The organism is Serratia odorifera (genome assembly GCF_041448735.1).
GTDB lineage: Bacteria > Pseudomonadota > Gammaproteobacteria > Enterobacterales > Enterobacteriaceae > Serratia_F > Serratia_F odorifera.
Map to the genome: position 1 here is coordinate 411,873 of NZ_JBGMUT010000002.1, position 25,996 is coordinate 437,868.

Annotated in this window: 23 protein-coding genes and 1 tRNA gene; 20 read left to right on the forward strand and 4 right to left on the reverse strand. The window is 57.3% G+C overall.

Features of this window, described 5'->3' with window-relative positions:
• The first annotated feature begins 29 nt into the window (after positions 1–29).
• From ACCC84_RS08000 to ACCC84_RS08030, 7 genes are all read left to right on the forward strand, one after another.
• Entirely contained in the window at positions 30–353 is a 324-nt protein-coding gene (locus ACCC84_RS08000) for a PTS sugar transporter subunit IIB (RefSeq protein ID WP_004961078.1), read from the forward strand.
• Complete coding sequence (locus ACCC84_RS08005) at positions 350–1,675, forward strand: PTS cellobiose transporter subunit IIC (protein WP_004961079.1); 1,326 nt, start codon at positions 350–352, stop codon at positions 1,673–1,675. The genes ACCC84_RS08000 and ACCC84_RS08005 overlap by 4 nt, the downstream gene beginning before the upstream one ends.
• 13 nt (positions 1,676–1,688) lie before the next feature.
• Positions 1,689–3,080: a 6-phospho-beta-glucosidase GmuD gene (gene gmuD / locus ACCC84_RS08010; RefSeq protein WP_004961081.1), complete on the forward strand. Its 1,392-nt coding sequence runs from the start codon at positions 1,689–1,691 to the stop codon at positions 3,078–3,080.
• Complete coding sequence (locus ACCC84_RS08015; RefSeq protein WP_039992661.1) at positions 3,080–3,397, forward strand: PTS lactose/cellobiose transporter subunit IIA; 318 nt, start codon at positions 3,080–3,082, stop codon at positions 3,395–3,397. The genes gmuD and ACCC84_RS08015 overlap by 1 nt, the downstream gene beginning before the upstream one ends.
• Positions 3,398–3,577: 180 nt before the next feature.
• Positions 3,578–4,498: a LacI family DNA-binding transcriptional regulator gene (locus tag ACCC84_RS08020; protein ID WP_004961085.1), complete on the forward strand. Its 921-nt coding sequence runs from the start codon at positions 3,578–3,580 to the stop codon at positions 4,496–4,498.
• 151 nt (positions 4,499–4,649) lie between these two features.
• Positions 4,650–6,242, forward strand: a complete 1,593-nt coding sequence (locus ACCC84_RS08025) for a PTS transporter subunit EIIC (RefSeq protein WP_004961088.1) — start codon at positions 4,650–4,652, stop codon at positions 6,240–6,242.
• 237 nt (positions 6,243–6,479) lie between these two features.
• The gene (locus tag ACCC84_RS08030; protein WP_127913623.1) at positions 6,480–7,430 is read left to right on the forward strand and encodes a hypothetical protein; all 951 of its coding nucleotides are present in this window, start codon (positions 6,480–6,482) and stop codon (positions 7,428–7,430) included.
• A 52-nt stretch (positions 7,431–7,482) separates the two neighbouring features.
• Here the strand turns inward: ACCC84_RS08030 and ACCC84_RS08035 are convergent, their stop codons facing one another.
• A complete protein-coding gene (locus ACCC84_RS08035; RefSeq protein WP_004961092.1) occupies positions 7,483–8,547 on the reverse strand; it encodes a LacI family DNA-binding transcriptional regulator in 1,065 nt (354 codons plus the stop codon).
• A gap of 236 nt (positions 8,548–8,783) precedes the next feature.
• Between ACCC84_RS08035 and ACCC84_RS08040 the strand changes: the two genes are divergently transcribed.
• The gene (locus tag ACCC84_RS08040; protein WP_004961098.1) at positions 8,784–11,906 is read left to right on the forward strand and encodes a beta-galactosidase; all 3,123 of its coding nucleotides are present in this window, start codon (positions 8,784–8,786) and stop codon (positions 11,904–11,906) included.
• A 51-nt stretch (positions 11,907–11,957) separates the two neighbouring features.
• Positions 11,958–13,223 (forward strand): MFS transporter, encoded by a 1,266-nt coding sequence (locus tag ACCC84_RS08045; protein WP_088499733.1) that lies wholly within the window; start codon positions 11,958–11,960, stop codon positions 13,221–13,223.
• A 173-nt stretch (positions 13,224–13,396) separates the two neighbouring features.
• Here ACCC84_RS08045 and ACCC84_RS08050 read toward each other — a convergent pair whose 3' ends face one another.
• Entirely contained in the window at positions 13,397–14,617 is a 1,221-nt protein-coding gene (locus tag ACCC84_RS08050; protein ID WP_004961102.1) for an amino acid deaminase, read from the reverse strand.
• 201 nt (positions 14,618–14,818) lie between these two features.
• Between ACCC84_RS08050 and ACCC84_RS08055 the strand changes: the two genes are divergently transcribed.
• The 5 genes from ACCC84_RS08055 to ACCC84_RS08075 all read left to right on the forward strand — a co-directional run bounded on the left by ACCC84_RS08055 (position 14,819) and on the right by ACCC84_RS08075 (position 19,710).
• Positions 14,819–16,270 (forward strand): N-acyl-D-amino-acid deacylase family protein, encoded by a 1,452-nt coding sequence (locus ACCC84_RS08055; RefSeq protein ID WP_198772988.1) that lies wholly within the window; start codon positions 14,819–14,821, stop codon positions 16,268–16,270.
• 2 nt (positions 16,271–16,272) lie between these two features.
• Entirely contained in the window at positions 16,273–16,665 is a 393-nt protein-coding gene (locus ACCC84_RS08060; protein ID WP_039991925.1) for a RidA family protein, read from the forward strand.
• Positions 16,666–16,765: 100 nt separating this feature from the next.
• Positions 16,766–18,247 carry a sodium:solute symporter family protein gene (locus tag ACCC84_RS08065; protein WP_198772987.1) on the forward strand — a complete coding sequence of 494 codons (1,482 nt, stop codon included), beginning with the start codon at positions 16,766–16,768 and terminating at the stop codon, positions 18,245–18,247.
• Positions 18,248–18,254: 7 nt separating this feature from the next.
• Complete coding sequence (locus ACCC84_RS08070) at positions 18,255–19,127, forward strand: 2-dehydro-3-deoxygalactonokinase (RefSeq protein ID WP_371901898.1); 873 nt, start codon at positions 18,255–18,257, stop codon at positions 19,125–19,127.
• A complete protein-coding gene (locus ACCC84_RS08075; RefSeq protein WP_004961110.1) occupies positions 19,114–19,710 on the forward strand; it encodes a 2-dehydro-3-deoxy-6-phosphogalactonate aldolase in 597 nt (198 codons plus the stop codon). The genes ACCC84_RS08070 and ACCC84_RS08075 overlap by 14 nt, the downstream gene beginning before the upstream one ends.
• On the opposite strand, the gene ACCC84_RS08080 is transcribed toward ACCC84_RS08075, so the two are convergent.
• Positions 19,707–20,573: a MurR/RpiR family transcriptional regulator gene (locus ACCC84_RS08080; protein WP_004961111.1), complete on the reverse strand. Its 867-nt coding sequence runs from the start codon at positions 20,571–20,573 to the stop codon at positions 19,707–19,709. The two genes, ACCC84_RS08075 and ACCC84_RS08080, sit on opposite strands and share 4 nt — an antisense overlap.
• Positions 20,574–20,746: 173 nt before the next feature.
• Here ACCC84_RS08080 and ACCC84_RS08085 point away from each other — a divergent pair, with 173 nt between their 5' ends.
• The 5 genes from ACCC84_RS08085 to ACCC84_RS08105 all read left to right on the forward strand — a co-directional run bounded on the left by ACCC84_RS08085 (position 20,747) and on the right by ACCC84_RS08105 (position 24,485).
• Entirely contained in the window at positions 20,747–21,325 is a 579-nt protein-coding gene (locus ACCC84_RS08085; RefSeq protein WP_039991926.1) for a TetR/AcrR family transcriptional regulator, read from the forward strand.
• Positions 21,326–21,417: 92 nt separating this feature from the next.
• Positions 21,418–22,521, forward strand: coding sequence for an alkene reductase (locus tag ACCC84_RS08090; RefSeq protein WP_371901728.1), 1,104 nt, complete (start codon positions 21,418–21,420; stop codon positions 22,519–22,521).
• Between the two features lie 135 nt (positions 22,522–22,656).
• Positions 22,657–22,947 carry a nuclear transport factor 2 family protein gene (locus ACCC84_RS08095; protein WP_233092249.1) on the forward strand — a complete coding sequence of 97 codons (291 nt, stop codon included), beginning with the start codon at positions 22,657–22,659 and terminating at the stop codon, positions 22,945–22,947.
• Positions 22,948–23,101: 154 nt separating this feature from the next.
• The gene (locus tag ACCC84_RS08100) at positions 23,102–23,758 is read left to right on the forward strand and encodes an NAD(P)H-binding protein (protein ID WP_273872200.1); all 657 of its coding nucleotides are present in this window, start codon (positions 23,102–23,104) and stop codon (positions 23,756–23,758) included.
• Positions 23,759–23,897: 139 nt separating this feature from the next.
• Positions 23,898–24,485 (forward strand): flavin reductase family protein, encoded by a 588-nt coding sequence (locus ACCC84_RS08105; protein ID WP_039991927.1) that lies wholly within the window; start codon positions 23,898–23,900, stop codon positions 24,483–24,485.
• Positions 24,486–24,653: 168 nt separating this feature from the next.
• Here the strand turns inward: ACCC84_RS08105 and ACCC84_RS08110 are convergent.
• Positions 24,654–24,729, reverse strand: a tRNA-Asn gene (locus tag ACCC84_RS08110).
• A 338-nt stretch (positions 24,730–25,067) separates the two neighbouring features.
• Between ACCC84_RS08110 and nac the strand changes: the two genes are divergently transcribed.
• Positions 25,068–25,991, forward strand: coding sequence for a nitrogen assimilation transcriptional regulator NAC (gene nac, locus ACCC84_RS08115; RefSeq protein WP_039991928.1), 924 nt, complete (start codon positions 25,068–25,070; stop codon positions 25,989–25,991).
• Positions 25,992–25,996 lie beyond the last annotated feature (5 nt).

Genomic DNA, 25,996 nt, shown 5'->3' on the forward strand with positions numbered 1-25,996 from the left:
GACCACCAATCATCACTGGGGTAATCATAATGAAGAAAATAATGCTTTGTTGTTCTGCGGGGATGTCGACCAGTCTGTTAGTCAATAAAATGAATGCCGAAGCCGCCAGTCGTCAGCTGCCGGTGGAGATTGCAGCGTTCAGCGCCAGCGAGTTCGATCAGCAGTTCCCGAACTACCAGGTGGTGCTGCTGGGGCCGCAGGTCAAATATATGCTGCCGGCGCTGTCGGCCCGCGCGGCGGAAAAGGGCGTGCCGGTGGCCGCCATCGACATGATGGATTACGGCATGCAGCGTGGCGACAAAGTGCTGGACTTCGCGCTGGCGCTGATTGAACAACAGGGAGCGCGCGCATGAGTTCCCTCTATCAGGCGATGGTCAACGTTATTGAACAAAAGGTCACGCCGTTGGCCGGTAGCGTCGGCCAGCAGCGGCACGTGATCGCCATTCGCGACGGCTTCGTGTCGGCGCTGCCGTTTATGATTATCGGTTCGTTCATGCTGGTGTTCATCTTCCCGCCGTTTGCCGCCGACAGCAGTTGGGGCTTTGCGCGCGGTTGGCTGAATTTTTCGCTCAAATACCGTGAGCAACTGATGCTGCCGTTTCATCTCAGCATGGGGGTAATGACCTTCTTTATTTCGGTCGGGATCGGCGCCAGCCTTGGGCGGCACTACAAGCTGGATCCGATCATGACCGGTCTGCTGGCGTTTATGGCCTTCCTGCTGGTGGCGGCGCCGTACCGCGACGGAGTGATCGACACCCAGTATTTCTCCGGACAGGGTATTTTCACCGCCATCATTACCGCGCTGTACGCCGGTGAGCTGTATGCCTGGCTCAAACGCCACAATATCACCATCCGCTTGCCGAAAGAGGTGCCGACCGGCGTGGCGCGATCGTTCGAAATCCTGATCCCGGTGGTGGTGATCGTGGCAACGCTGCACCCGCTTAACCTGCTGGTGCAGAGTTACACCGGCATGATCATTCCGCAGGCCATCATGCATCTGCTGGAGCCGCTGGTTTCGGCGTCGGATTCGCTGCCGGCGATCCTGATTTCGGTGTTTATCTGTCAGATCCTGTGGTTTGCCGGTATTCACGGCGCGCTGATCGTCACCGGCATCATGAACCCGTTCTGGATGACCAACCTGGCGCTGAACCAGACCGCGCTCGCCGCCGGTGCGCCATTACCGCATATCTATCTGCAAGGGTTCTGGGACCACTATCTGCTGATCGGCGGCGTCGGTTCCACGTTGCCGCTGGCGTTCCTGCTGCTGCGCAGTCGGGCCGTGCATCTGCGTACCATCGGCAAGATGGGCGTGGTGCCGAGCATGTTCAATATCAACGAGCCGATTCTGTTCGGTGCGCCGATCATCATGAACCCGGTGTTCTTCCTGCCGTTCATTCTGGTGCCGATGATCAATGCCACCTTCGCCTATATCGCCACCAAGCTGGGTTGGGTCGCGCAGGTGGTGTCGCTGACGCCATGGACCACGCCGGCACCGATCGGGGCTTCCTGGGCCGCCAACTGGGCGATCAGTCCGCTGTTGATGTGCCTGTTCTGCATGGTGTTGTCGGCACTGATGTATTACCCGTTCCTGAAGGCCTACGAACGCACCCTGCTCAAGCAAGAGCAGGAAAATAATCAACCACAAGGCGGTGCCGCAACCGCCGTGAATTCCTGAACAAGGAGCCATAATGAAATATTCGTTCCCGCAAGATTTTTGGTGGGGCAGCGCCAGCTCGGCACCGCAGACCGAAGGGGAAAGCCTGAATTTTGGCAAGAGCGCTACCGTCTGGGATGAATGGTTTTCGCAGCAGCCGGGGCGTTTTCACCAGCAGGTCGGGCCGCAGGACACCTCCGGTTTTTATCGCCACTGGCGTGAAGACATTGCGCTACTCAAACAGTTGAATCACAACAGCTTCCGCACCTCGATCTCCTGGGCGCGGCTGATGCCGATGGGGCGCGGCAGCGTCAATCAGCAGGCGGTGGCGTTTTATAATCAGGTGATCGATGAAATGCTGGCGCAGGGCATTACACCATTTATCAACCTGTTTCATTTTGACATGCCGATGGCGATGCAACAGCTCGGCGGCTGGGAAAGCCGCGAGGTGATCGATGCCTATGCCGAGTTTGCCGATAACTGCTTCCGTCTGTTTGGCGATCGGGTGAAGCACTGGTTTACCTTCAACGAGCCGATCGTGCCGGTGGAGGGCGGCTATCTGTATGATTTCCATTATCCGAACGTGGTGGACTTCAAACGCGCCGCCACCGTGGCGTACCACACCATGCTGGCCCATGCCCAGGCGGTGAAAAAGTACCGCGCGCGGCAACAGGGTGGGGAGATTGGCATCATTCTTAACCTGACGCCGTCCTATCCGCGTTCCGACAACCCGGCAGACGTCAAGGCGGCCCATATTGCCGATCTGATGTTCAACCGCAGTTTCCTCGATCCAGCGCTGCGCGGTGAATATCCGCAGGAGCTGGTGGCGTTGCTGCAACAGCACGGTCAACTGCCGCATTGCCAGCCGGGAGACGCGCAACTGCTACAACAGGGCGTGGTCGATCTGCTGGGGATCAATTATTACCAGCCGCGCCGCATTCAGTGTCGCGACAGCCTGGTTAACCCCGACAGCCCCTTTATGCCGGAATGGTTCTTCAGCAGCTATGAGATGCCGGGGCGTAAAATGAACCCGTATCGCGGCTGGGAAATCTACGAAAAGGGCGTTTACGATATTCTGACCAATCTGCGCACCAACTACGGCAACCCGCGCTGCTTTATTTCCGAAAACGGCATGGGGGTGGAAAACGAGCAGCGCTTTGACCAGAATGGCCAGATCCAGGACGACTATCGCATTGCGTTTGTTCGCGACCATTTGCGCTGGGTACATCGCGGTATTCAGGAGGGTAGCAACTGCCTGGGTTACCATATGTGGACCTTTATCGATAACTGGTCATGGTGCAACGCCTATAAAAATCGCTATGGTTTTGTGCAGCTGGATTTGGCTACGCAGAAACGCAGCATCAAAAAAAGTGGCGAGTGGTTTGCTGCCGTCGCCGAAGCCAAGGGGTTTGAGGGAGCAGAATGATGGACGATTTGGAAAGCACGGTGATGGAAATCATCGTCAATGCCGGGCAGACGCGCAGCCTGTGTTTTGAAGCGTTGCAGGCGGCGCGCGACGGTGATTTCACTCAGGCTCAGGCGCGTTTGCGCGAGGCGGACGAGTATTCGCGCGCGGCGCATCGGGTGCAGACCCAGTTGATTGAACATGACGCCGGTGAGGGCAAGACGCCGATGACGTTGATCATGGTGCATGCACAGGATCATCTGATGAATGCTATTCTCGCTCGCGAGCTGATCGCTGAAATGGTCGAACTTTATCAACGACAGCAGGCGGCGAGTTAAGGATAATCAGTAACGAGATAGATGACAAAGTTCTCGGTGAGAGACTCGGGCCTGGCGCACTTCGAGGCGCTTCGGCGGCTCACGCCGCTACGCCCCAACGCTCTCCCTAATATCTGACTTTGTCAGTAGTCTGACGGGCCTTTGGCCCGTTTTTCAACATCAGCAGGAAGACCCGCAGTTATGGCCAATATCAACGATGTTTCCCGTCTGGCGCAGGTGTCGAAAGCCACGGTATCCCGGGTGCTGAGCGGCAGTCGCGGGGTAAAGGAAGAAAGCCGCCTGGCGGTGTTGCGGGCGGTGGAAACGCTCAATTATCGGCCGAATGCCGTGGCGCAGTCGCTGACCAGTCAATCGACCGGCTGCATCGGCGTGGTGTGCGCTACCGAACATATCCAGCAGTCCACCGGCTATTTGCAGGCGCTGGAAAAACAGCTGAGTCAACAGCGCAAGCATTTGCTGTTGCGCTTCGCCAACGATGCACCGACGCTGGCGGCCGCGGTGGCGGAGCTGAGCAATGGCTGGTGTGACGCGCTGATTGTGGTCGGTGCGCGCTTTAGCCTGCCGCCGCTGCCAGACAGCGTAATGTGTCTCGATTGCCTGTCGGCCACCACCAGTAAAAGCATCGGCTTCGATCATCAGTTTGCAACCGAAACCGCGGTGCATTATCTCGCCAGCCAGCAGCGGCGGCAGATTGCGCTGGTCAACTTTGCCGGTGGCGACGCCGCGCAGCAGGTCTTGCAGGGGTATTGCAGCGCGCTGGAGACGCACCTGATCCCCTATAACCGGCAACTGGTGGTGGAGGGCGAGGCGTCGGTGCGTATCGCGTTGCAAAGCCTGTTCAATCGCCATATGCCGTTTAATGCGCTGCTGGTCACCGATGACTGTCAGGCGCAGGAAGCGATCGACGTTCTGCGGCAGTATCAACGGCAGGTGCCGGGACAGGTGACGGTGTTCAGCCTGGACGGGTCATTGCAGTGGCCCGGCGCACCGGCGGTGCCGTCGATTGAATATTCGCTGGAGGCGTTGGCGCAGCGTGCGCTGGCGTTGCTGACCAGCGACGAAGACCACAGCCTGATTCGCGGCAGCCTGATGGCGCGCTGACTTGCCTCCCCCCCAGCGCTCGCACGCGCATTGTCTATAATCAACCGCATTACACTTTTTACGCGAATGGTGAAAAAGTGCTGCGGTTGCCCGCTTTTATCGCCATTTTTCCACACTATCATCACCAGAACGCGACAGTGAGGTGCAACTTATGGCTAAGTTTGGTGCCAGGCTTCATGATTTTGGCAAAGGATTGATGATGCCCATTTCGGTGATTGCCGCCGCGGGCATTTTTCTTGGCGTGGCCGCGGCGATGCAAAACCCGGCGGTGGTCGGCGAGTCGTTTAGCCAGATGGCGCTGCCGCAGCTGGTGATTGGGTTTATCCGCAACATTGCTGGCGCGTTGTTTGCCAACCTGCCGCTGTTCTTTGCCGTTGCCGCCGCTATTGCCCTGGCCAAAGACGAAAAGCCCACCGCTGCGTTCGCCGCGGTGATTGGCTTCCTGACCATGCATATGGGCATCAGCTACAGTCTGTTGAGCCAGGGGATTACCGCGCAAACCACCACGCCGGCCTACCTGACTGCGCACGGCATGGGGCGCACCGAGGCGTTGATGTACTCCGCCGAATTTAGTGCAACGCTGGGCATATTTTCTTACCAGATGAGCGTGCTGGGCGGGGTGATTGCCGGTCTGATCACCGCGTTTTTGCATAACCGCTATTACACCATCGTGCTGCCGACGGCGATTAACTTCTTCGGTGGGCGGCGCTTTGTGCCGATCGTTACCGTACTGGTGATGCCGCTGGTGGGGATTGCGCTGTCGCTGATTTGGCCAACCATCGGTGCCGGCATTGCCTGGATTGGTCGGTTGATTGGCCATTCCGGCATTTATGGCACCTTTGTCTATGCCTTCACCGAACGAATTCTGATCCCCACCGGTCTGCATCACATCCTCAATGAAACCGTGCGTTTCACGCCGATTGGCGGGGTTTCGCCGCCGTTTCATGGTGAAAGCATCGTCGGCGCGCTGAACATTTTCAATACCGCACTGGCCAATCCCGGCGCCTTTACCGATCAGGTGGTGCGTGGCGCCACCCGTTTTCTGGCGCAGGGCAAAATCCCGGTGATGATGTTCGGTATGCCGGCAGCGGCGTTGGCGATTTATCACTGTGCGCGGCCAGAACATAAAAAACGCGTTAAGGCGCTGATGATGGCCGGCGCGTTGGCGTCCTTTACCACCGGCATTACCGAACCGCTGGAATTCACCTTTATCTTCGTGTCACCGCTGTTGTTCGTCTTCCATGCGATAATGAGCGGCCTTTCCTTTGCGCTGATGCAGCTGTTTGGCGTGATGATTGGCAACGTACAGGGCGGTGCGATCGATTTTCTGGTCTTCGGCGTGTTGGGGGGCAGCCAGACCGCATGGTGGTATCCGCTGTTGCTGGGCGCGATCTATTTCCCGCTGTATTACTTCACCTTCCGCTTGGTCATTACGCGTATGCAGGTCAAAACCCCTGGTCGCGAGGACGACGACAGCGCATCGCCGCCCGAGGTGGTGGTGGCACCCAACGAGCAGGTGGCGCGCATTATCGTCGGCCTGGGCGGTAAAGAGAACATTCAACTGGTGGATTGCTGCTTTACCCGCCTGCGGGTCAAGGTGGTGAACATGGATGACATCGACGACGAGGCGCTGATGGCCAGCGGTGCCAGCGGTATCAAACGCGCCAGCGACGAGGATATTCAGGTTATTTACGGTTTGCAGGTCGAGAAGATCGCCAATCAGGTCAAGCAGGCGCTGGCGTAAAGGCGGCAGCGCGATTGCCCGTGTCGGCCTGGCTCCGTAATATCTTAAAAAATTGCGGACGATCGAGGATGGCTTATGCTTAATTTTCCTTTGGTATTTATTTATATCCTAAATAATTAAAGCAGCTTGGTCGGCAATTACTGCCAGGGTGTGGCTTGATAATGACGGATATAGTGCAGTTGATTACCGATTATCAAAATATGGCTGATAAATATGATGAGAAATCGCTGTGTTATATTGACGACCATGTTGTTCTCGGCCGGCGACGCGCTGGCCGATCCATTGCCAATCAGCCCGCAAGAATTGCACGCCATCGTACACGAGGATGGCGGGGGATTAAGGGATCTCTATCAGGTATTGTCCATTATCGGCACCACGCCGGGCATCAGCGCGGCGAATTTTCGTCTGACCCACGATGACACCGATCCGTTGGAGATCGACTCCTACAAACTCTCGCCGTCGCATGCGTTTGACGTCGGCATCGACGGCTTCAGACCGTATATTGAAGGCACTTTCGGTTATGTCAAAAGCGATCAGTCTCTGGATTTAGGCGATTTTGATTCCACCGCCAATCACCTGAAACTGAAGACCAAAACCCTGTCGGTGCTCGGTGGCGCCGGGGCTGAATTTGACATTGCCAGCGGCACCATTCTGCGGCCGATGGCGTTATTCGGCTATTCGCGTTCCTCCAATGACACCACGTCTTCCGGCAATTTTGGCGACCAGTTCCACAGCGCCGGGCGCGGCCTGCTGTTTGATTTTAAAATCAACAGCCTGCTGTACGGTGGCGCGCTCGAAATCGAACAGAATCACCGCTGGCAAAACGATGTGAATCTGACCGCCAACCTGCGTTACAACTACCTGGTGGATGACAGTTACAGTGCCAGCGATCCGGCGCTGGAAGGGCGTGACGATTACAGCGTGATGACCGCCGGGGCTGAACTGAATGGCCCGACCGATCTGACGCTGTTCGGTCAGCCGTTGCGCTGGATTGGCTTTGCCAGCGGTACCTATATGCCACAGATCAAGGGTGACATCGGTTTCAACTCTTTCGTGGAACTTGGCGCCGGCATCGAGCTGGTCGACAGCGACGTGATCCCTGGTATTGGCGGCGTCAGCCTGCGGGGCTCTGGCATCCTTGGCGACGGCGTAACAGGCTGGAGCATCGGGCTGGCAGCGGAGTTCTAACGCCGTGTCAGTCTGTTGGCGCAGGCCGGGGCGGCCCGCGTTGGCAGTCGGCCTACAGTTGCTGTACCAGCGCCTGCAGTTGCCGGATCAGCGGATTTTCCGCGTTTGACGCGTAAGGGGCCGCGGTGGACTGCCTGACCACCAGGGTCGTCGGCAACAGATCGTTAAACGCCTGGTGCGGTCGATCCTTCATCCCCACCAGATGATCGACCGCACGCTTGCCGATCAGATCAAAATCCTGCCTCACCGTGGTCAGCGCCGGATGGAAATACTGACTGTCGGGGGTATCGTCATAGCCAATCACCGAAACATCCTGCGGTATGCGCTTATTGATTTGCCGTAAGGCGCTCATCACCCCCAGCGCCATCTGATCGCTGGCCACCAGCATCGCGGTGATATCCGGGTGCCGGCTGAACAGTTCCACGGTTTTTATCCAGCCGCTGTTGGCGCTCCAGTCGCCGTATTCGGTATCGACTTCGGTGATGCCCGCCTGATACAGCGTGTCGCGCCAACAGGCGAGACGCAGGCGGGCCGAAATGGAGCTTTCCGGACCGGCCAGCAAACCGAATTTTCTGTGTCCCAGGTCGAGCAGCAGATTGACGCTGCTGGCGGTGCCGTCGCTGTGCAGAAAACCGAGGTGGCACACCTGTGCGGCGGGGGGAACGTCGAGAAACAGCAGCCGGATGTCGGGATTATCTCTGGTCAGGGTTTCGGCATCGGCTTTTTCCAGCGGCAGGCTCATGACCACGCTGTTGATCTTTTGCGCGCGGAATTCGTTCAACGCCGATTGCAGGCTCGGCAACTGACCGGTTTTCAACATCGAGATCGCCACCTGGTAGCCGGCCAGTTCCGCATGATGCTTGAATGATGAGGCGATTTGCGACGGGGCATGCAGCGCCAGCGAGGTGGTGATCAAGCCAAAGGTCGGCAACGCCTTGCCAGCCAGGATCTGCGCCGAGCGGTTGGGCACATAATTGAGCGTATTCATCGCGGCCAGTACTTTTTTGCGCGTGCGTTCAGCGACGATAGCCGGGTTGTTCAATACTCGTGACACGGTTTGCTGCGATACGCCCGCTTCTATTGCCACATCTTCCAGGGTTGCCTGACGTCTGGTCATCGATTCGCTCTCTTCTTAACGGCACGCTTGGCGTCTGTGATAAGCCGTACTGTCGGAAAATGTCTAAAAAAAACATTTTATGTCGTGCGTAATACATTATGTGAAACAACCGATAAATAGCGTGATTTAACTCAAAGATAATCACTTATTTGATTGCTGGTAAGGATAATAATCGTATTTACTCGTTTAAAAATGTATAGCGCTATACATTCCACAGACAGCAGGAAAGGACGGTTATGAAGCATCATATTTATGCGGTAAACGCGGTGTCACCGGACAGTGTCCTCCAGCAGGTCATTGCCCGACAGGACTGGCAAAATCCGGCGATCTGCCATCTCAACCGCTTGCCGGCCCATCCGCAGTTTCGCAGTTGGCGTGCACTTGAACCGGCCAGGGATAACCGGCGCTCCGAACAGCGGGCGTCGCTGGATGGCGAATGGCGTTTTGCCTACCTGGCGCGGCCAGAAGCGGCCGATCCTCGCTGGCTGGTTGAGGATAGCCCGGAAAGTCGGCCCGTCAGCGTACCTTCCAACTGGCAAATGGACGGCTATGATGCGCCGATCTACACCAACGTCCGTTATCCGATAGCCACCAGACCGCCGTTGGTGCCGGAGGATAATCCCACCGGCTGCTATTCGCGCGAGATCGACATTCCCGCTGACTGGTTGAGCAGCGGCAGCACCCGCATCATCTTCAACGGCGTTAATTCGGCGTTTCACCTTTTTTGCAATGGCCGCTGGATTGGCTATTCGCAGGACAGTCGTCTGCCGGCCGAGTTTGATTTAACCGACGCGCTGCATGCCGGTGGCGGCAATCGCCTCTGCGTGATGGTGATGCGATGGAGCGCGGGAACCTGGCTGGAAGATCAGGATATGTGGCGCATGAGCGGCATCTACCGTTCGGTCTCGCTGCTGCATAAACCGGACGCTCATCTGGCGGATTTTCAGCTGACTGCCGGGCTGGATAGCGAATATCGCCACGGCACGCTGCAGGCTTCTGTCCAGGTGGCGGTGGGTAAGGCGACGTTGAGCGGGTTACAGGTTGACCTGTCGCTATGGCGCGGTGATGAAAAGATTGCCGGTCAACGCCAGCCGCTCGGCAGCGCGGCGGTTGATGAGCGCGGTGGTTATGCCGAACGGGTGACGTTTGGGCTGCCGGTGGCGGCACCGGATTTATGGAGCGCGGAATTGCCGCATTGCTATCGCGCCGTTATTGCCCTGTATGACGCCGATGGACAACTGATTGAAGCCGAGGCGGCGGACACCGGTTTTCGCCGCGTCGAGATCGTCGACGGACTGCTGAAACTCAACGGCCAGCCGCTGCTGATCCGTGGCGTCAACCGACACGAGCATCATCCGCAACGCGGTCAGGCCATCAGCGAAGAGGATATGCTGCAGGATATTCTGCTGATAAAGCAGAACAACTTTAATGCGGTGCGTTGTTCACATTATCCCAATAATCCCCGTTGGTATGAGCTTTGCGATCGTTATGGGCTGTATGTGGTGGACGAGGCCAATATCGAGACGCACGGCATGGTGCCGATGGGACGGCTCAGCGACGATCCGGCCTGGTTCCCGGCCTACAGCGCCCGAGTCACCAGAATGGTGCAGTGTAACCGCAATCATCCCTCAATCATCATCTGGTCGCTGGGCAATGAATCGGGGCATGGCAGTCTGCATGACGCGCTGTATCGCTGGCTCAAAAGTAGCGATCCTAGCCGTCCGGTGCAGTATGAAGGCGGCGGCGCCAACAGCGCGGCGACGGATATCATTTGCCCGATGTATGCTCGGGTGGACGAGGATCAGCAGATCCCGGCGGTACCCAAATGGTCGATAAAGAAATGGATCGGCATGCCGGGCGAACAGCGTCCGCTGATCCTGTGCGAATACGCCCACGCGATGGGTAACAGCCTCGGCAATTTTGACGAGTACTGGCGCGCATTTCGTCAGTATCCCCGCTTGCAGGGCGGGTTTGTCTGGGACTGGGCCGACCAATCGCTGCTCAAGAACGACCTGAATGGCGTACCGGCGCCGGCCTATGGCGGTGACTTCAACGATACGCCGAACGATCGCCAGTTCTGCATGAACGGCCTGGTGTTTGCCGACCGCACGCCGCACCCGTCGCTGCACGAAGCCAAACAGGCGCAGCAGTTCTTTCAGTTTTCGTTGCTGAGCACGGCGCCGCTCGAACTGGCCGTCAGCAGCGAATACCTTTTCCGCCCTAGTGACAACGAGCGGTTGCATTGGCGCATTGAACAGGACGGGCGCGAATGGCGGTCCGGTGAGCTGCCGCTGGCCATTGCGCCACAGGGGAGTAGCGTGATTGTCCTGGCTGAAGCGGGCGATTTGCCAGCGAACGCCCGCGATCTCTACCTGATCGTCGAGGTTATCCAACCGCAGGCCACCGCCTGGTCGCCGGCAGGGCACCGTGTCGCATGGCAGCAGTTCCGCTTGCCGACGGCGCTGGTATTGCCAGACGTTGTCAAAGCGGCCGGTTGCCCGCAACTGCAACAGCATGAGGACGGGTATCGGGTTTCGCACGGCGAGCAGCAGTGGCGGGTCGACCGCGCCAGCGGTCTGTTAAGCCAATGGACGGTGGCGGGCGTGGATAAACTGATTTCGCCGTTTACCGACCAGTTCGTGCGCGCACCGCTGGATAATGACATTGGCGTCAGCGAGGTGGAGCGCTGCGATCCCAACGCCTGGGTTGAACGTTGGAAAAAGGCCGGACTTTATGATTTGCAGCGGGTTTGCGCTCACTGCACGGCGCAGGCTTACGCGGATCGGGTGGAGATCTGCAGTACCTTCCATTACCGCTATGGTGAGGAAATCCTGATCGTCAGCCGCTGGCAGATGGTGATTGACGGCCAGGGCGCGTTAACCATCAGCGTCGAAGGGCAGCGCGCCGAACATCTGCCCGCGCTGGCGCGTATCGGTATGGTTTTCCAGGCCACACCGGATGCCGCCGAGGTCGAGTGGCTAGGACTGGGGCCGCATGAGAACTATCCCGATCGCCGGCAGAGCGCCTGTTTTTCACGCTGGCGTCTGCCGCTGAGTGAAATGGTCACCCCGTATGTCTTCCCGACGGAAAATGGCCTGCGCTGCGACACCCGCGAGCTCAACTGGGCCGGTTGGCACATCGACGGATTATTCCATTTTTCCATCATGCCTTACGGCAGCAAACAGTTAATGGAGGTCGACCATTGGCATCTGCTGCGTGCCGAAGCGGGTATCTGGATCACGCTGGATGCCCAGCACATGGGCGTCGGCGGCGACGATTCCTGGACGCCGAGCGTGCATGACGCGTGGTTGTTGCAGGACTCGCAATGGCGTTATCAGGTCACTATCAAACATCGGTAAGCGTGGAGGGGGGCGAGCCCCCCATTACAAAATAATAATCCAGGTGACACTATGAAACTGACTCAACTCTCGGCGCAGGAACGGCATAATTTTATTTATTTTATGCTGTTTTTCTTTTTTTACTATTTCATCATGTCGGCGTACTTTCCTTTTTTCCCGATATGGCTGGCGGATGTCAATCATCTGACCAAGACTGAAACCGGGTTGGTTTTTTCATTTATTGCCCTGTTTGCCATTATATTTCAGGTGGCTTTCGGGTTGATCTCCGACAAATTGGGCCTGCGTAAACATCTGCTATGGGCCATCGTTATTCTTTTGATTCTGTTTGCCCCTTTCTTTATTTACGTGCTTGCCCCGTTGTTGCAATACAATATTTATGCCGGCGCGTTGGCCGGAGGATTATACCTGGGGTTTGTGTTCTCCGGCGGTGCCGGCGCGGTAGAGGCCTATATCGAACGCGTCAGCCGCACCAATCGCTTTGAATACGGCAAGGTGCGGGTTTCGGGCTGCGTGGGCTGGGCGATTTGCGCGTCGATTACCGGGTTATTGTTCAGCATCAATCCCAATATCACCTTCTGGATCGCCTCGGGCTTTGGCATAGTATTGGCCATTCTGCTGATTGTTTCCCGCCCGCAGCCACACCAGACCGCGCAGGTGCTGGATAAGCTGGGCGCCAATCAGCGCGAGTTTTCGCTGACGATGGCGCTGGAACTGTTAAAAATGCCGCGTTTCTGGGCCTTTTTATTATACGTGGTTGGCGTTGCCAGTATTTATGACGTGTTTGACCAGCAATTCGCCAACTTCTTCAAAGGCTTCTTTTCATCGCCCCAGCGCGGCACCGAGATTTTTGGTTTTGTGACCACCGGCGGGGAGTTGTTGAATGCCTGCATTATGTTCTGTGCCCCGTTTATCATTAACCGTATCGGTGCCAAAAACGCATTACTGGTGGCCGGTGCCATCATGTCGCTGAGGATCATCGGCTCGTCATTTGCCAGCAGCGGCATCGAGGTCATTGTGCTGAAAACGCTGCATATGTTCGAGCTGCCATTCCTGCTGGTCGGCACCTTCAAATACATTTCTTCGGTGTTCGATCCACGGGTGTCGGCGACGCTGTTCCTGATAGGATTTAACCTGTCGAAACAGCTTTCAGGCGTGGTGCTGTCTGCCTGGGTGGGAAGAATGTATGACTCGGTAGGGTTCCATCAGGCCTATCTGATCCTGGGCCTGATCACCAGCGTGTTTACCATTATCTCCTATTTCACCCTGACGGGGCGCAGCCTGTCGTCAGCGGTAGAAGCGAATCCCGCCCCGCGCTAACTTTCGCGCTGGCCCACGGCGAAGCAATAGGCCCGCTCGGGTTTCCCTGAGCGGGCTTTTCTTATTATAACGCCGGTGAACGGGGTTAACATTGCCAGTCAATGACCGCCAATGCCTCGCTATGGTGGCAGGCTTTTACGGTGCCGATTGAGCCGCTGCGGTGAGCCGTGCCATCAGAATAAGGTTTCCAGCTGTTGTTCGACCTGGTAGCCATCATCAACCAACAGCAGCGTTTTCCACTTATCGAATGTCAGACACGGGTGGGAGGTGCCAAATACCAGAATATCGCCGGGCTGTAAGTCGTAGCCGGGAGTCAGGCTGAGCATGCAGTGTTGATCCATGATGCCGATGCTGCTTATCGCCCCCGCTGGCAGCGGGAGTGCCGTTCCATGGCGATAATGGGCGACAGGCTGCGGCAAGCCGGCATCAAACGCGCAGTCACGTTTGCCGAAGTTCACCACCGCACGATGGTTTTCCGGCACCGATTGCACCATCGCCACCAGTTCCAGGGCGGAGACCAGGTCGCCTGCCAACTCGCAGGCGATGGGGTCACGCTCGATTAGCCGTTGCTGAGCCTGGTGATAAATCCCCTGGTCGTGGGTGATATAACAGCCGGGGCGGATCGCAATGCGGCACTGCGCCGGTTTTTCGGCCGCAAGCCAGCTATTGCACACCACGTCATACCACACGGAACCGGCTCCGGTGAGGATAAACTCGCCGTCCACGTAAGCTGCCATCTGGCAGGCAAGGGTGGCGGCGTCACGCAGCAGCGCCTCCACCTGAGGTTGCGGGTTATCGCCATGCAAGACGCCTTCATATAATTCCAGCCCGCGTAGACGTAACCCCGGTAAGTTGGCGATTTCCGCAGCCAGTGCCAGCGCGCTGTCAGTGCTGCGACAGCCACAGCGCCCGCCGACCACCCCCAGTTCCACCAGTACATCCAATACCTGATTTTGCTGACGGAAGAAGGCGGAAAGCGTCCGTGCATTCGCCAGACTGTCGATACAGCAAATGAAATCAACCTCGGCATAATGCGACTTCAGGCGCGAGATCAGCTGCATGTTGGCTTTACCCACCAATTGGTTAGCCATCAGCACGCGCTGGATACCGCTCGCCATGGCTGCATTTGCCTGCCAGGCGCTGCCAACGCCGATAGCCCAGGCGCCTGCCCGTTGCTGCCACTGAAAAATCGCGGGCGTCATGGTGGTTTTACCGTGCGGTATCAACGAAACTCCGCGCGCATTGGCATAACGCTGCATCCAGTCGATGTTGTTCATCAAGGCGGCTTTTTTAATCACCGCCGCAGGCAGACACACGTCTTCGTTGAGCACGTTGGCGCATGGGTTCATCAGCGCAGATTTGTGGGGTACCAGCATCTCGGATTGGTATTTCATAACATGACTCCTTTGATTTTTTATGGCGATCGGATTGGGTAACTAAACTTAATCTATTGAATTTATTTGATTATTTCGTTTTTATTTATTTTTATTGAATTAAAGTACCACAATTTCATGGTGATTTTGTGTGGTTTTTCACTGTTTTCAGCGTGTGTAAATGGTTTACTGCTGCACAGAATGCATAGGGAGCTGAAGACAATGAAAGTTGACTGGTTATTCAGGAATGTCACGGTGGTTGATGGCAGCGGGGGTGAGCAATACCGCGCTGATGTGGCAGTGGCGGGCGATCGCATTGTGGATATTGCACCGTCGCTCGCGGTCACAGCGCTGCAGACCATTGAGGGTGAGGGACGGGTGCTTGCTCCGGGTTTTATTGATGTTCATACCCACGATGATACCAACGTCATCCGCATGCCGGCCTATCTGCCAAAGATAAGCCAGGGGGTGACGACAGTGATCGTTGGCAACTGCGGGATCGGTGCCGCGCTGGCGACCATCAAGGGCGAGGTGCCAGATCCGATGAACCTGCTGGGTGAGAAGGCGCATTTTATCTACCCTAGCGTGGAGGCCTATGCGCACGGGGTCGAGGCCGCCAGGCCGGCGGTGAATGTGGCAACGCTGATTGGCCACACCACCTTGCGCAACAATCATATGGACGATCTTTTTCGCTCGGCGACGGCCGCAGAAATTGCCGCGATGCGCCTCCAGTTACGTGAAGGGTTGCAACAGGGGGCATTGGGGTTAAGTACCGGGCTTGCCTATGCCAGCGCCTTTAACGCCAGCACCGAGGAAGTGATGGCGCTGGCGGAGGAGCTGGCCGGCGAGCAGGGGATTTACACCACGCACCTGCGTTCCGAGTTCGAGCCGATCCTCGAGGCGCTGGATGAGGCTTTCCGTATCGGTCGTCACGCCAAGGTGCCGGTGGTTGTGTCGCACCACAAATGCGCCGGGGCCAACAACTGGGGGCGCACCGTCGAGACGCTGGCCTTGTTTGACCGCATGCGTCAACGACAGGAGATTGGCTGCGACTGTTATCCGTATTCCGCCAGCTCTTCTACCCTCGATCTCAAGCAGGTGACCGACGAGTTTGACATCGTGATTACCTGGTCGCACCCCCACGCGGAACAGGCAGGGAAAACGCTGCAACAGATTGCCACTGACTGGCAGCTGAGCCTGCATGACGCGGCGAAGCGCCTGATGCCGGCCGGTGCGATTTATTACAACATGGATGAGCGGGATGTACGCCGGGTGCTGAGCTACCCGGTGACGATGGTGGGTTCAGACGGACTGCCTAATGATCCGATGCCGCATCCGCGCCTGTGGGGCGCGTTCCCCCGCGTGCTGGGGCATTACTGCCGCGATGAAAAACTGTTCCCGCTCACCGTGGCGATCCACAAAATGACCGGCCTGTCCGCCGCGCGTTTCCGTCTGCCGCAGCGGGGGCTGGTAAAAGTGGGCTACTATGCCGATTTGGTGTTATTCGATCCGCAAACGGTACGCGATATCGCCAGTTTTTCTGACCCCAGACAGCCGGCCGCCGGCATTGAACGGGTGATGGTGAACGGCGTGATGAGCTATGGGCCACAACAGCAGGTTATCGGGCGAGCAGGGCGTTTCCTGCGTCGTCAACGTCAGCAAGAAGGGGCATGATAATGAGTATTACACGTTACGGGATCGACGGCGCAACGGGAACCGGCGGGCAGCATCTGCCGTTTGCCCGTGCGGTGGCAGCGGGGGGCTGGCTGTACGTGTCCGGCCAGACACCGATGAAAAATGGCGAAGTGGTCGAAGGCGGTATTGTCGATCAATCCCGTCTGGCGATTCAGAACTGCCTGGATATCATGGATGAGGCGGGTTATACCCTGGCAGATGTGGTACATGTCAAGGTGATCCTGACGGATGCACGCTATTTCCAGTCGTTCAATAAAGTATTCAGCGAAATCTTTGGCGCCAATCCTCCGGCACGTATTTGCTGTGTGGCGGATTTGGTGGTTGATTGTAAAGTTGAAGTTGATATTACCTGTTATAACGCGTCACGCGCGTAATTAAATAAAAATACAATCTCATTTGCTCATTGAGTGCTGAAATTATTCAGCGCTCAGGCTTCTCTCTACCTTACACTCATTAACTGGCAGGATGTGAATAATGAATAGTCATGTCTTTTTAGTCGGATTTATTGTTTATGCCATCGCCATGATCTGGCTTGGCTGGTACGTATCCCGGAACCAGAAAAGTGGAGAAGACTTTCTGCTCGGCGGGCGATCGCTACCGCTGTTTTTAACCCTCGGATCGACGGTCGCCACCATGGTTGGCACCGGCTCCAGCATGGGGGCCGTCGGCTTCGGCTACAGCAACGGCTGGGCGGGCATGCTCTACGGCGTCGGCGGCGCTATCGGGATTTTGCTGGTCGCCTGGCTATTTGCTCCGTTGCGTAAATTACGTTTTATGACCATGAGTGAAGAATTGTCTTATTATACCGGCGGCAGTCATCTGATTAAAAATATCGTCGGGCTGATGATATTTATTGCCTCAATTGGTTGGCTGGGGGCGCATATTCTCGGCGGCAGTCTCTATTTGTCGTGGGCTACCGGTATTGACCTGACCGTAGCCAAATTGATTATCGCGCTGGCTTTTGCAATTTATGTGATTATCGGCGGCTATTCGGCGGTGGTCTGGACCGATACGATTCAGGCGCTGATCCTGTTCTTTGGTTTTATTCTGATGGCGATTCTGGCGGTGATTCACGTCGGCGGCTGGCAGGCGATTGAGCAGGCGATGGATCCGCAAGCTCTGAGCCTGTTTGCGATTGACAAACTGGGCCTGGTGCCGGCGTTGTCGCTGGCGACGGTGATCGGTGTCGGCGTGCTGGCTACCCCATCGTATCGCCAGCGCATCTACTCGGGTAAAAACGTGTCCTCGGTGCGCCGCTCGTTTGTCTATACCGGCGTGTTGTATCTGTTTTTCTCCATTCTGCCGGCGATTATCGGCATGGCGGCCTTCACCATGAACCCGCACCTGACCAACAGTAACTATGCTTTCCTGTTCGCCACCGGTTTCCTGCCCGCCATTCTCGGCATGGTGGTGCTGATTGCCGGTTTGTCGGCCACCATGTCTTCCGCCAGTTCCGATGCCATCGCCGCCGTCGCCATTATGATGCGCGATGTTTACACCATGGTGACCGGCAGAATGCCGCCGGAAAACAAGGCCATTCTGCTGTCGCGCATCATGCTGGCCGGGGTGATCGGCCTGGCGTTGATCTGCGCGCTGACCTCCAACGACATCATCAGCTATATCACCAAAATGATTTCGATGCTGATGTCCGGGCTGTTTGTCTGCTCGCTGCTCGGTCACTTCTGGCTGCGCTTTAACTGGCAGGGCGCGCTTACCGCGCTGATCGCCGGCATGCTGACCTCGATCGTCATTCTGGCGAAGGCCGACTGGCTGGCCTTCTGGGGGAATCCGTGCATTCCGTCGGTGGTGGTGAGCTTTGTCAGCTCGCTGTTTGTTACGCTGATGACGCCTGCCAGCACCTTGAGTCGGGAAGACGCTCTGGCGATGATCACCCGGGAACGTGAAGACCAGAGCGTGGTGGTCGTTACCGACAAGGCATCAGGCAATGCGGGGTAAGGGCATGATCGACGATTATATTGCCATTGACTGGGGGTCGACCCAACTGCGCGCCTGGCACGTGCAGCACGGCGACTGTATCCATTCACTCAACCTCCCGGCGGGGGTAAGCCGTCTGAAAGGGCAGGCACCGCGCGACATCTTCCAGCGCTACATCGCCCCCTGGCGCGGCAATCGGAACATACCGGTCATGATGGCGGGGATGATCGGCAGTGAGGCGGGCTGGCAGACAGTGCCCTATCTCGATTGTCCCGTACGACTTGATGATATCGGCTCACAATGCCAGCGTGTTGATGAGAATGTCTGGATTGTGCCGGGGCTGAAAACCGTGCGCGATGGCGCCTGCAACGTGATGCGCGGTGAGGAAACGCAGCTGCTTGGCGCAGCACAGCTGTCGCCTGCCAGCTGTTACGTACTGCCGGGTACGCACTGCAAATGGGTGTGGTCACCGCAGGCCAGCATTGAGGATTTCACCACGGTGATGACGGGGGAACTGCACCATTTATTGTTGAGCCATTCATTGATCGGCCACGCGCTGCCGGAACAGCAGGAGGATGCCGCGGCGTTCCGCCAGGGGCTGGCAACCGGTGTGGATTCTCCCGCCTTGCTGCCAAAGCTGTTTGAAACCCGCGCCCGCTGGCTGTTGGGGGCGCTGAAAAAGGAATCGGTCAGCGACTATCTGTCGGGCTTGCTGATCGGTGCCGAGCTGGCAACGCAGACGGGGCAGCGGCAACCGTCATCGGTCACGCTGGTTGGTGCAGAACCATTACTGATGCGCTACCAGGCAGCCTTCGATCTGCTGGGAATAACGGTAAGCCAATGTTCGGGCGACAGCGCATTTTTGCAGGGAATAAAGAGGATAATCAATGATGGATATTAAGCTGATTGCCATCTTGCGCGGCGTCAGGCCAGAAGAGGCTGCCGACCATGTTGCGGCCTTGATTGACGCGGGTTTACGCTACATCGAAATTCCGCTCAACTCCCCCGGTTGGCAACAAAGCATACCGCAGATGATACGCCAGTATGGTCAGCAGGCGACGATCGGCGCCGGAACGGTGCTGAATATCGAGCAGGTGGACTGGCTGGCCAAGGTTGGAGCAAGACTGATTGTCACGCCCAATACGCAACCCGCTGTCATTCGCCGGGCGCTGGAGCATGACATGCTGGTGTGTGCCGGCTGTGCCACCGCCAGCGAAGCGTTTACTGCGCTTGAGGCCGGCGCGCAGTGCCTGAAAATCTTTCCCTCAGCCGCTTTTGGGCCGGCGTACATTAGCGCACTGAAAGCGGTACTGCCGCCTGAGGTATCGGTGTTGGCTGTCGGCGGTGTAACGCCGGACAATATTGTCGATTACCTGCAGGCGGGCTGCTGTGGCGCCGGGTTGGGTAGCGATCTGTATCGTGCCGGGCAAAGCGTACAGCAAACCGCAGCACAGGCCCGACGATTTATTGCCGCCTGCGGTTAATCTCCTAGCGGCTGGCGGTCATCGTGGTTTTCACGGTGACTGTCCAGCGCCAGCTTGATGCGGCGCAAGCGGTCTTTTGCCTGCGCCTTGTTTGCCATCGCCAGTTCGGTTGCCAGCACATCCACCATCGCCAACATCGCATAGCGTGACGTGCTGGGTTTAAAGATATAGTCGTTTTCACGCACCACCAGCGGCAACACCAGATCGGCCTGCTCGGCCAGCGGCGTATCCGGCGGGGTGATGGCGATCACCTTGGCCCCATATTGCCGGGCAATGGCCGCGCTGTTAGTCAGTTCACTGGCATGCCCGCCGAGCGAAAGGGCAATCACCACGTCCTTCGGCGCCACCGCCGCACACATCATCCGCACCAGCAGGCCATCATTCTGATGGACGACCGGCAGTCCGAGGCGAAAGAGACGGTGCTGTAACTCTTGAGCACAAATGGTGGAGCCGCCGCCCATGCCAATTGCCAGGATTTGCCGAGCCTGGCTCAGCCAGTTCACCGCCAGCTGCAACGCTTCGGTATCCAGGGCGCGTCGGTTGGTTTCCAGCACGCTGATGATAGATTCGTAAATGCCCTGTACACCCTCAAGATCCGGTACATCCAGAATAAAGCGCTGTCCCACCGCCAGCGACTGGGCCAGGCGCATCTTGAGTTCGCGAAAATCCTTGCAGCCCAGGGTTCTGGCGAAACGGGTGATTGAGGCCTGACTGGTGTCGGTGTGGTGCGCCAGGCTGGCGATAGGCAGCTCGGCGGCAGTGGCAACATCGTCCAGAATAAAGCGCGCAATGCGTTTTTCTGTTGCTGTCAGTGCCATGAAACGCTCGGTGATGCAGGAGATTATGTCGATGCTGTAGGTCATTAGACGGTATCAACGTAGTGGGAAGCTACGATCCTTTTTATCATGTGGGGTATTTAATGCAACTAAGCATCGGGTCAACAGCCAGGCTGGGTTCTGCGCATCCAGCCGATGGACGAATAGCCTGACAAAATTACTAGACGACCGGTCAGTTTTTTGACTATGCTATGCGCACTATGAAAAAACCAGCTTGCGAAATACGCCAACACATTCTGGACGTGGCCAGAACCCTGATGACGACCAAAGGCTACACTGCCGTAGGGTTGGCCGAACTGGTGGCCTCGGCCGGCGTGCCGAAAGGATCATTTTACTACTATTTCAAATCCAAGGAAGATTTCGGGCAGGCATTACTCGAAGAATATTTCAGGGAATATTTAGCCACCATCGATCGTCTGTTGTCGGCAACCGGCACCGGGCGTGACCGGCTATTGGGCTATTTTCGATATTGGTCTGATACTCAGGGGACAGATTTGCCGGAAGGTAAATGCCTGGTGGTGAAACTCGGCCCTGAAGTTTGCGATCTGTCCGAGGGGATGCGGCAAGTGCTGCAAACTGGCACCGTCGCCATTATCGATCGCATCGCCGCCGCTATCGAAGCCGGACAGGGCGATAAATCGATCGTCACGGACATGGCGCCGCGCACCTTGGCGGAATCGCTTTACCAACTGTGGCTGGGGGCTTCATTACTGGGCAAGTTGCACAAAACCGACGATGCTTTTGCCAGCGCCATGTCAATGACGGTACGGCTGATCTAGCGTCGCTGATGGCATCAATAGGCAGCTGCTACGGTAGCTGCATTTTTTTACTTACTTACTAGACGACTGGTCAACTATAAAAGAGATTTACCATGACTGATAACAGCACTCGCACCGATCTGTTCTTTCCAACCACATTTGGCGCACTTGAACTTGCCAATCGTATCGTGATGGCACCGGTGACCCGCAGCCGTTACGGCGAAGACGGTATTCCGCATCAACTGCATGCCACCTATTACGCGCAGCGTGCCGGTGCCGGCCTGATTGTGGCGGAAGCCACCAATATTTCGCCGCAGGGGCGAGGCTATGCCGCTACCCCGGGGATCTGGAATGACGAGCAGGTTGCCGGGTGGAAAAAAGTCACCGACGCGGTACACGCCGCCGGTGGCAAAATCGTCAGCCAGCTGTGGCACGTGGGGCGCTTTTCCAGCACCGCGTTGCAGCCCGGCGGAGCATCGCCAGTAGCACCTTCTGTCATCATTGCCGAAGGCAATACCTATACCGTTGAGGGGTTTGTGCCGGTCTCGATGCCCCGCGCACTCGAAACGGATGAAATACCCGGGATTATTGAACAGTACCGGCGCGCAGCAGAAAACGCCAAACGTGCCGGTTTTGACGGTGTGGAAGTTCACTCGGCAAACAGTTACTTACTCGATCAGTTCCTGCGTGATTCGACCAATCAGCGCAGCGATGGTTATGGCGGCTCGATTGAAAACCGTAGCCGTCTGACGCTGGAAGTCACGAAAGCGGTGATCGGGGTTTGGGGGAGCGATCGCGTGGGTATCCGACTTTCGCCGGTGACGCCGGATGCCGGAAATACGCCGCCAGACAGCAACGTGATGGCGACCTACGGGTATCTGATCGGGCAGTTGAACTCCCTCAATCTGGCCTATCTGCACTTTGTCGAGGGCGCGACGGCGACATCACGCTCGGTGCCGCCAGGCGTCGACCTGGACGCCTTGAGCGGCCAGTTCAACGGGCCATTTATTGGTAACAATAACTATGACCTGGAAATGGCAATTGCCCGGCGGGCCGAAGGGATCATCGATGCGGTGGCTTTTGGCCGGCTGTTTATCTCCAACCCTGATCTGGTTGAACGCCTGCGCAAGGGGGCAGAGCTGACCATCGCTGCGCGCGAAGCCTATTACGGCGGCGGTGCCAAGGGGTATACCGACTGGCCAAACGGCAATTATTGAATCTGGCGTGGATTTGCCTAGAACCATCACTCAGTTAAATAAGGAACGGCAAGATGAGCAATATCACCTATGTACAGGAATACAACGCCATCGTTGATGTGCTAAACCAATACAATGCCGGTGGCCAGTACGCTGATGAAACCGGCATTCAGCGAGCGTGCCACTATCTTTGGCGTGGATGACGACTACAAATTGACCGGCGGCCCGATTCAAGGCCTGTTCGACATCATTGATAGCGCCTTTCGCCCCTTGCCGGAAGCCAAAGCGGCCATCGTGCACATTGATATCGTCGGAACCGCCGCCAGCGCGCGGATCGATACGGATGACATTTCCGGTTTCCGCTTTACCGATTTCTTTAACCTGCTGAAGGTTGAAGGCCAGTGGCGGGTGGTCAGCAAAATTTATCATACCCATACCGCCGCCTGACCGTTCGGCCTGTTCAACGCCGCGTGCCCCGGCACCGCATCATCGCCATACCAGCCCTGATGCCCGCACTTTGCCGGTTTGAGGGCAGTAACGTCTGCCGTTGAGGGGCGCGCCGCGACACCATGCTGCTATGCAGTCGATATAAGGAGTGAAAATGAGTCATGTGTTTATTATTGGGGCCGCCGGCAAGATCGGCCGCCGTTTGATCCCGCGTCTGGCCAGCCGTGGCCTGCAGCCGTACGCGCTGCATCGCCATGCAGAACAGGCCGGTGAACTCAGCGCCTTGGGCGCCATTCCCGTTGCCGGTAATCTGTTGGCGCTGGATGCGCCCGCGCTAGCCAGGTTAATGACCGGCAGCGAGGTGGTCATTTTTACTGCCGGCGCTGGCGGCAAGGGCGGCCCGGCAATGACCCAGGCGATTGACGGTGACGGACTGACCACCGCGATTGCGGCCGCCAAACTGGCCGGGATCCGCCGCTTCCTGCTGGTTTCCGCTTTCCCCGACGCGCTGCGCGGTGGCAAGGCTTCCGAGCAGTTCGAACATTATATGGCAGTAAAAAAACGCGCAGACGTGCAACTGGTTGAAAGCGAGCTGGATTGGATCATTCTGCGTCCGGGAACGTTGCGCGATGACGTGGGCACCGGCAAGGTTCGAGCCGACGTCGCCATCCCTTATGGTGATGTGTCGCGGGACGACGTAGCGGCGACGCTGGTCGCATTGATTGAACAGCCCGAAGTCAACCGGGTGATCATCGAGTTGACGCAGGGCGATCTCCCGGTAGAACAGGCGGTGCGTCGCCTGGCACATTGATCTGCGTATCATTGCAACGGCTCTTGCCTCGGCGTGCTGTCAACGGGCCGTGGCAGATGTGGCGGTGGCAAGAAAAGTGGGCTGACCGGTTAGCCGGACGGCGCATGTCAGCAAGTTAAAGAGAGAAATTGAGATGCCTATGGAAAGCCATATCGCCCCGGTGGCGCTGGAAAAAGCCTACCGCTTGATTAACCATGGCCCTACGGTTCTGGTCTCGGCGCGTGATGGCGACTGTGACGATATCATGACCGTTGCCTGGGCCTGTGCGATGGATTTTTCGCCGCCCAAGCTCAACGTGGTGTTGGACAAGGTAGCCAAAACGCGCCAGCTAATCGAACGCAGCGGCACTTTTGTGGTCCAGGTGCCCACCGCGGCACAGCTGCCATTAACCCACTATCTGGGCACGCACAGCCTGTTGACGGATAGTCAAAAACTGACCAACAGCGGGGTGCAACTGTTAGACATTGATGGCCATGATATGCCGTTTGTTGCGGGGTGCAGTGCCTGGCTGGCGTGTCGGCTGATAGCCGAACCTCACAATCAGGCGGCGCACGATCTGTTTATTGGCGAGATCGTCGGCGCCTGGTCGGATACCCGTATATTCAGCGACGGGCACTGGCATTTCGAAACCGCCGATCCCGCGCTGCGCAGCCTGCATTACATCGCCGGCGGCCACTATTACACCATCGGCGATGCGCTGACCGTGGCTCAACCTGGCGCTGAGTAACGCCAATCCGCCGGTCAATACCACGGGCACAATGGCCGCTTAGCGACGAGACAGCGAGGGGGCCCCTCGCTGTTGATACACGGCGCGTGTTATTTACCTGGCTGATTAATACCGGCGTCGGCAAGCAAAAAGCCCGCTTAAGTTTCCTTAAGCGGGCTTCTCTAAATTTGGCTCCTCTGACTGGACTCGAACCAGTGACATACGGATTAACAGTCCGCCGTTCTACCGACTGAACTACAGAGGAATCGTTTGAACGAGGCGAATCATAGCGGGGTGCCAGGGGCTTGTAAAGCATCAAAAAACGCGTTTTGGTGCGTTTGCTGTAAGAGTATGCAAACTGCTGCATTATTGAATGAATTGGTGGCATGGTGGCGGGCAATGCGCACGGCAACCGCCCCATTGTGGTGCAAAATCGCGCCGCCTTGCGGGGGCAGTGGTTAACCGAACGGGGCGAACCCGCGTTTTTTAGCCTGTTAATCCACACCTTAGCATGGCAAATGCGCTCTCGTGACATTATGGCCTGGATCTTGCTGCCTGATGTTTGGTTTTTATTTCGCTGTTAACCGGCATCACGGGGGCACCATGAATCTCAGACGACTCAAGTATTTCGTAAAAATTGTCGATATCGGCAGTCTGACCCAGGCAGCAGAAGTGTTGCATATCGCTCAACCAGCGCTCAGCCAGCAGTTGGCGACGCTGGAGGGCGAACTCAATCAACAGCTGCTGATTCGCTCCAAGCGCGGCGTGATGCCGACCGAAGCCGGCAATATTCTCTATGCCCATGCGCAGACCATTTTACGCCAGTGCGAACAGGCACAAAGCGCGGTGTGCAGCGCAGGGCAGGCGATGAGCGGACAGGTTGCGGTCGGACTGGCGTCCGGCAGCGCGGCGGCGCAGCTGGCCTTGCCGCTATTGCAGGCGGTGCGCGAGCGGCATCCCGGCATTCTGCTGAGTTTGCATGAACACGCAGGGGCCGAACTGCCTGGCCAAATCGAGAATTACCGTCTGGACATGGCGGTGCTGTACGGTGCTAAAACGCCGCCGGGACTGACCGCCACCCTGCTGGCGAAAGAAGAGTTATATCTGGTGGCAACGCGGGCGGTACCAAGCCCCGGCAACAGCGTCGACCTGATGGACGTATCACGATTGAACCTGTTTTTGCCGCGCGAGGGTGACGTGGTGCGTAATCAGGTAGATGAAGCGATGGCGGTGCGCCGACTGGCGGCGAACGTGATTGGCGAGATTGAGTCGCCATCCACCCTCAGTGCGGCGATTGCCGGCGGTCTGGGTGCCACCATTTTGCCTGAATCGGCCGCGCGAGCGATGATCGGCCCAGCCAAGGCCTGGATGGCGCGCATCATCAGCCCTGCACTGGCGGTGCCGATGACGCTGTGCGTCTCCAGCCAGCAACCGCTGTCTGCCCCGGCGCTGGCGGTTAAGGAGCTGCTGTTGTCGATCGTTGCCGAGCGCAGTCAGGAAAAACGCGCGCTGGTATTGGTGCAATAAGGTTA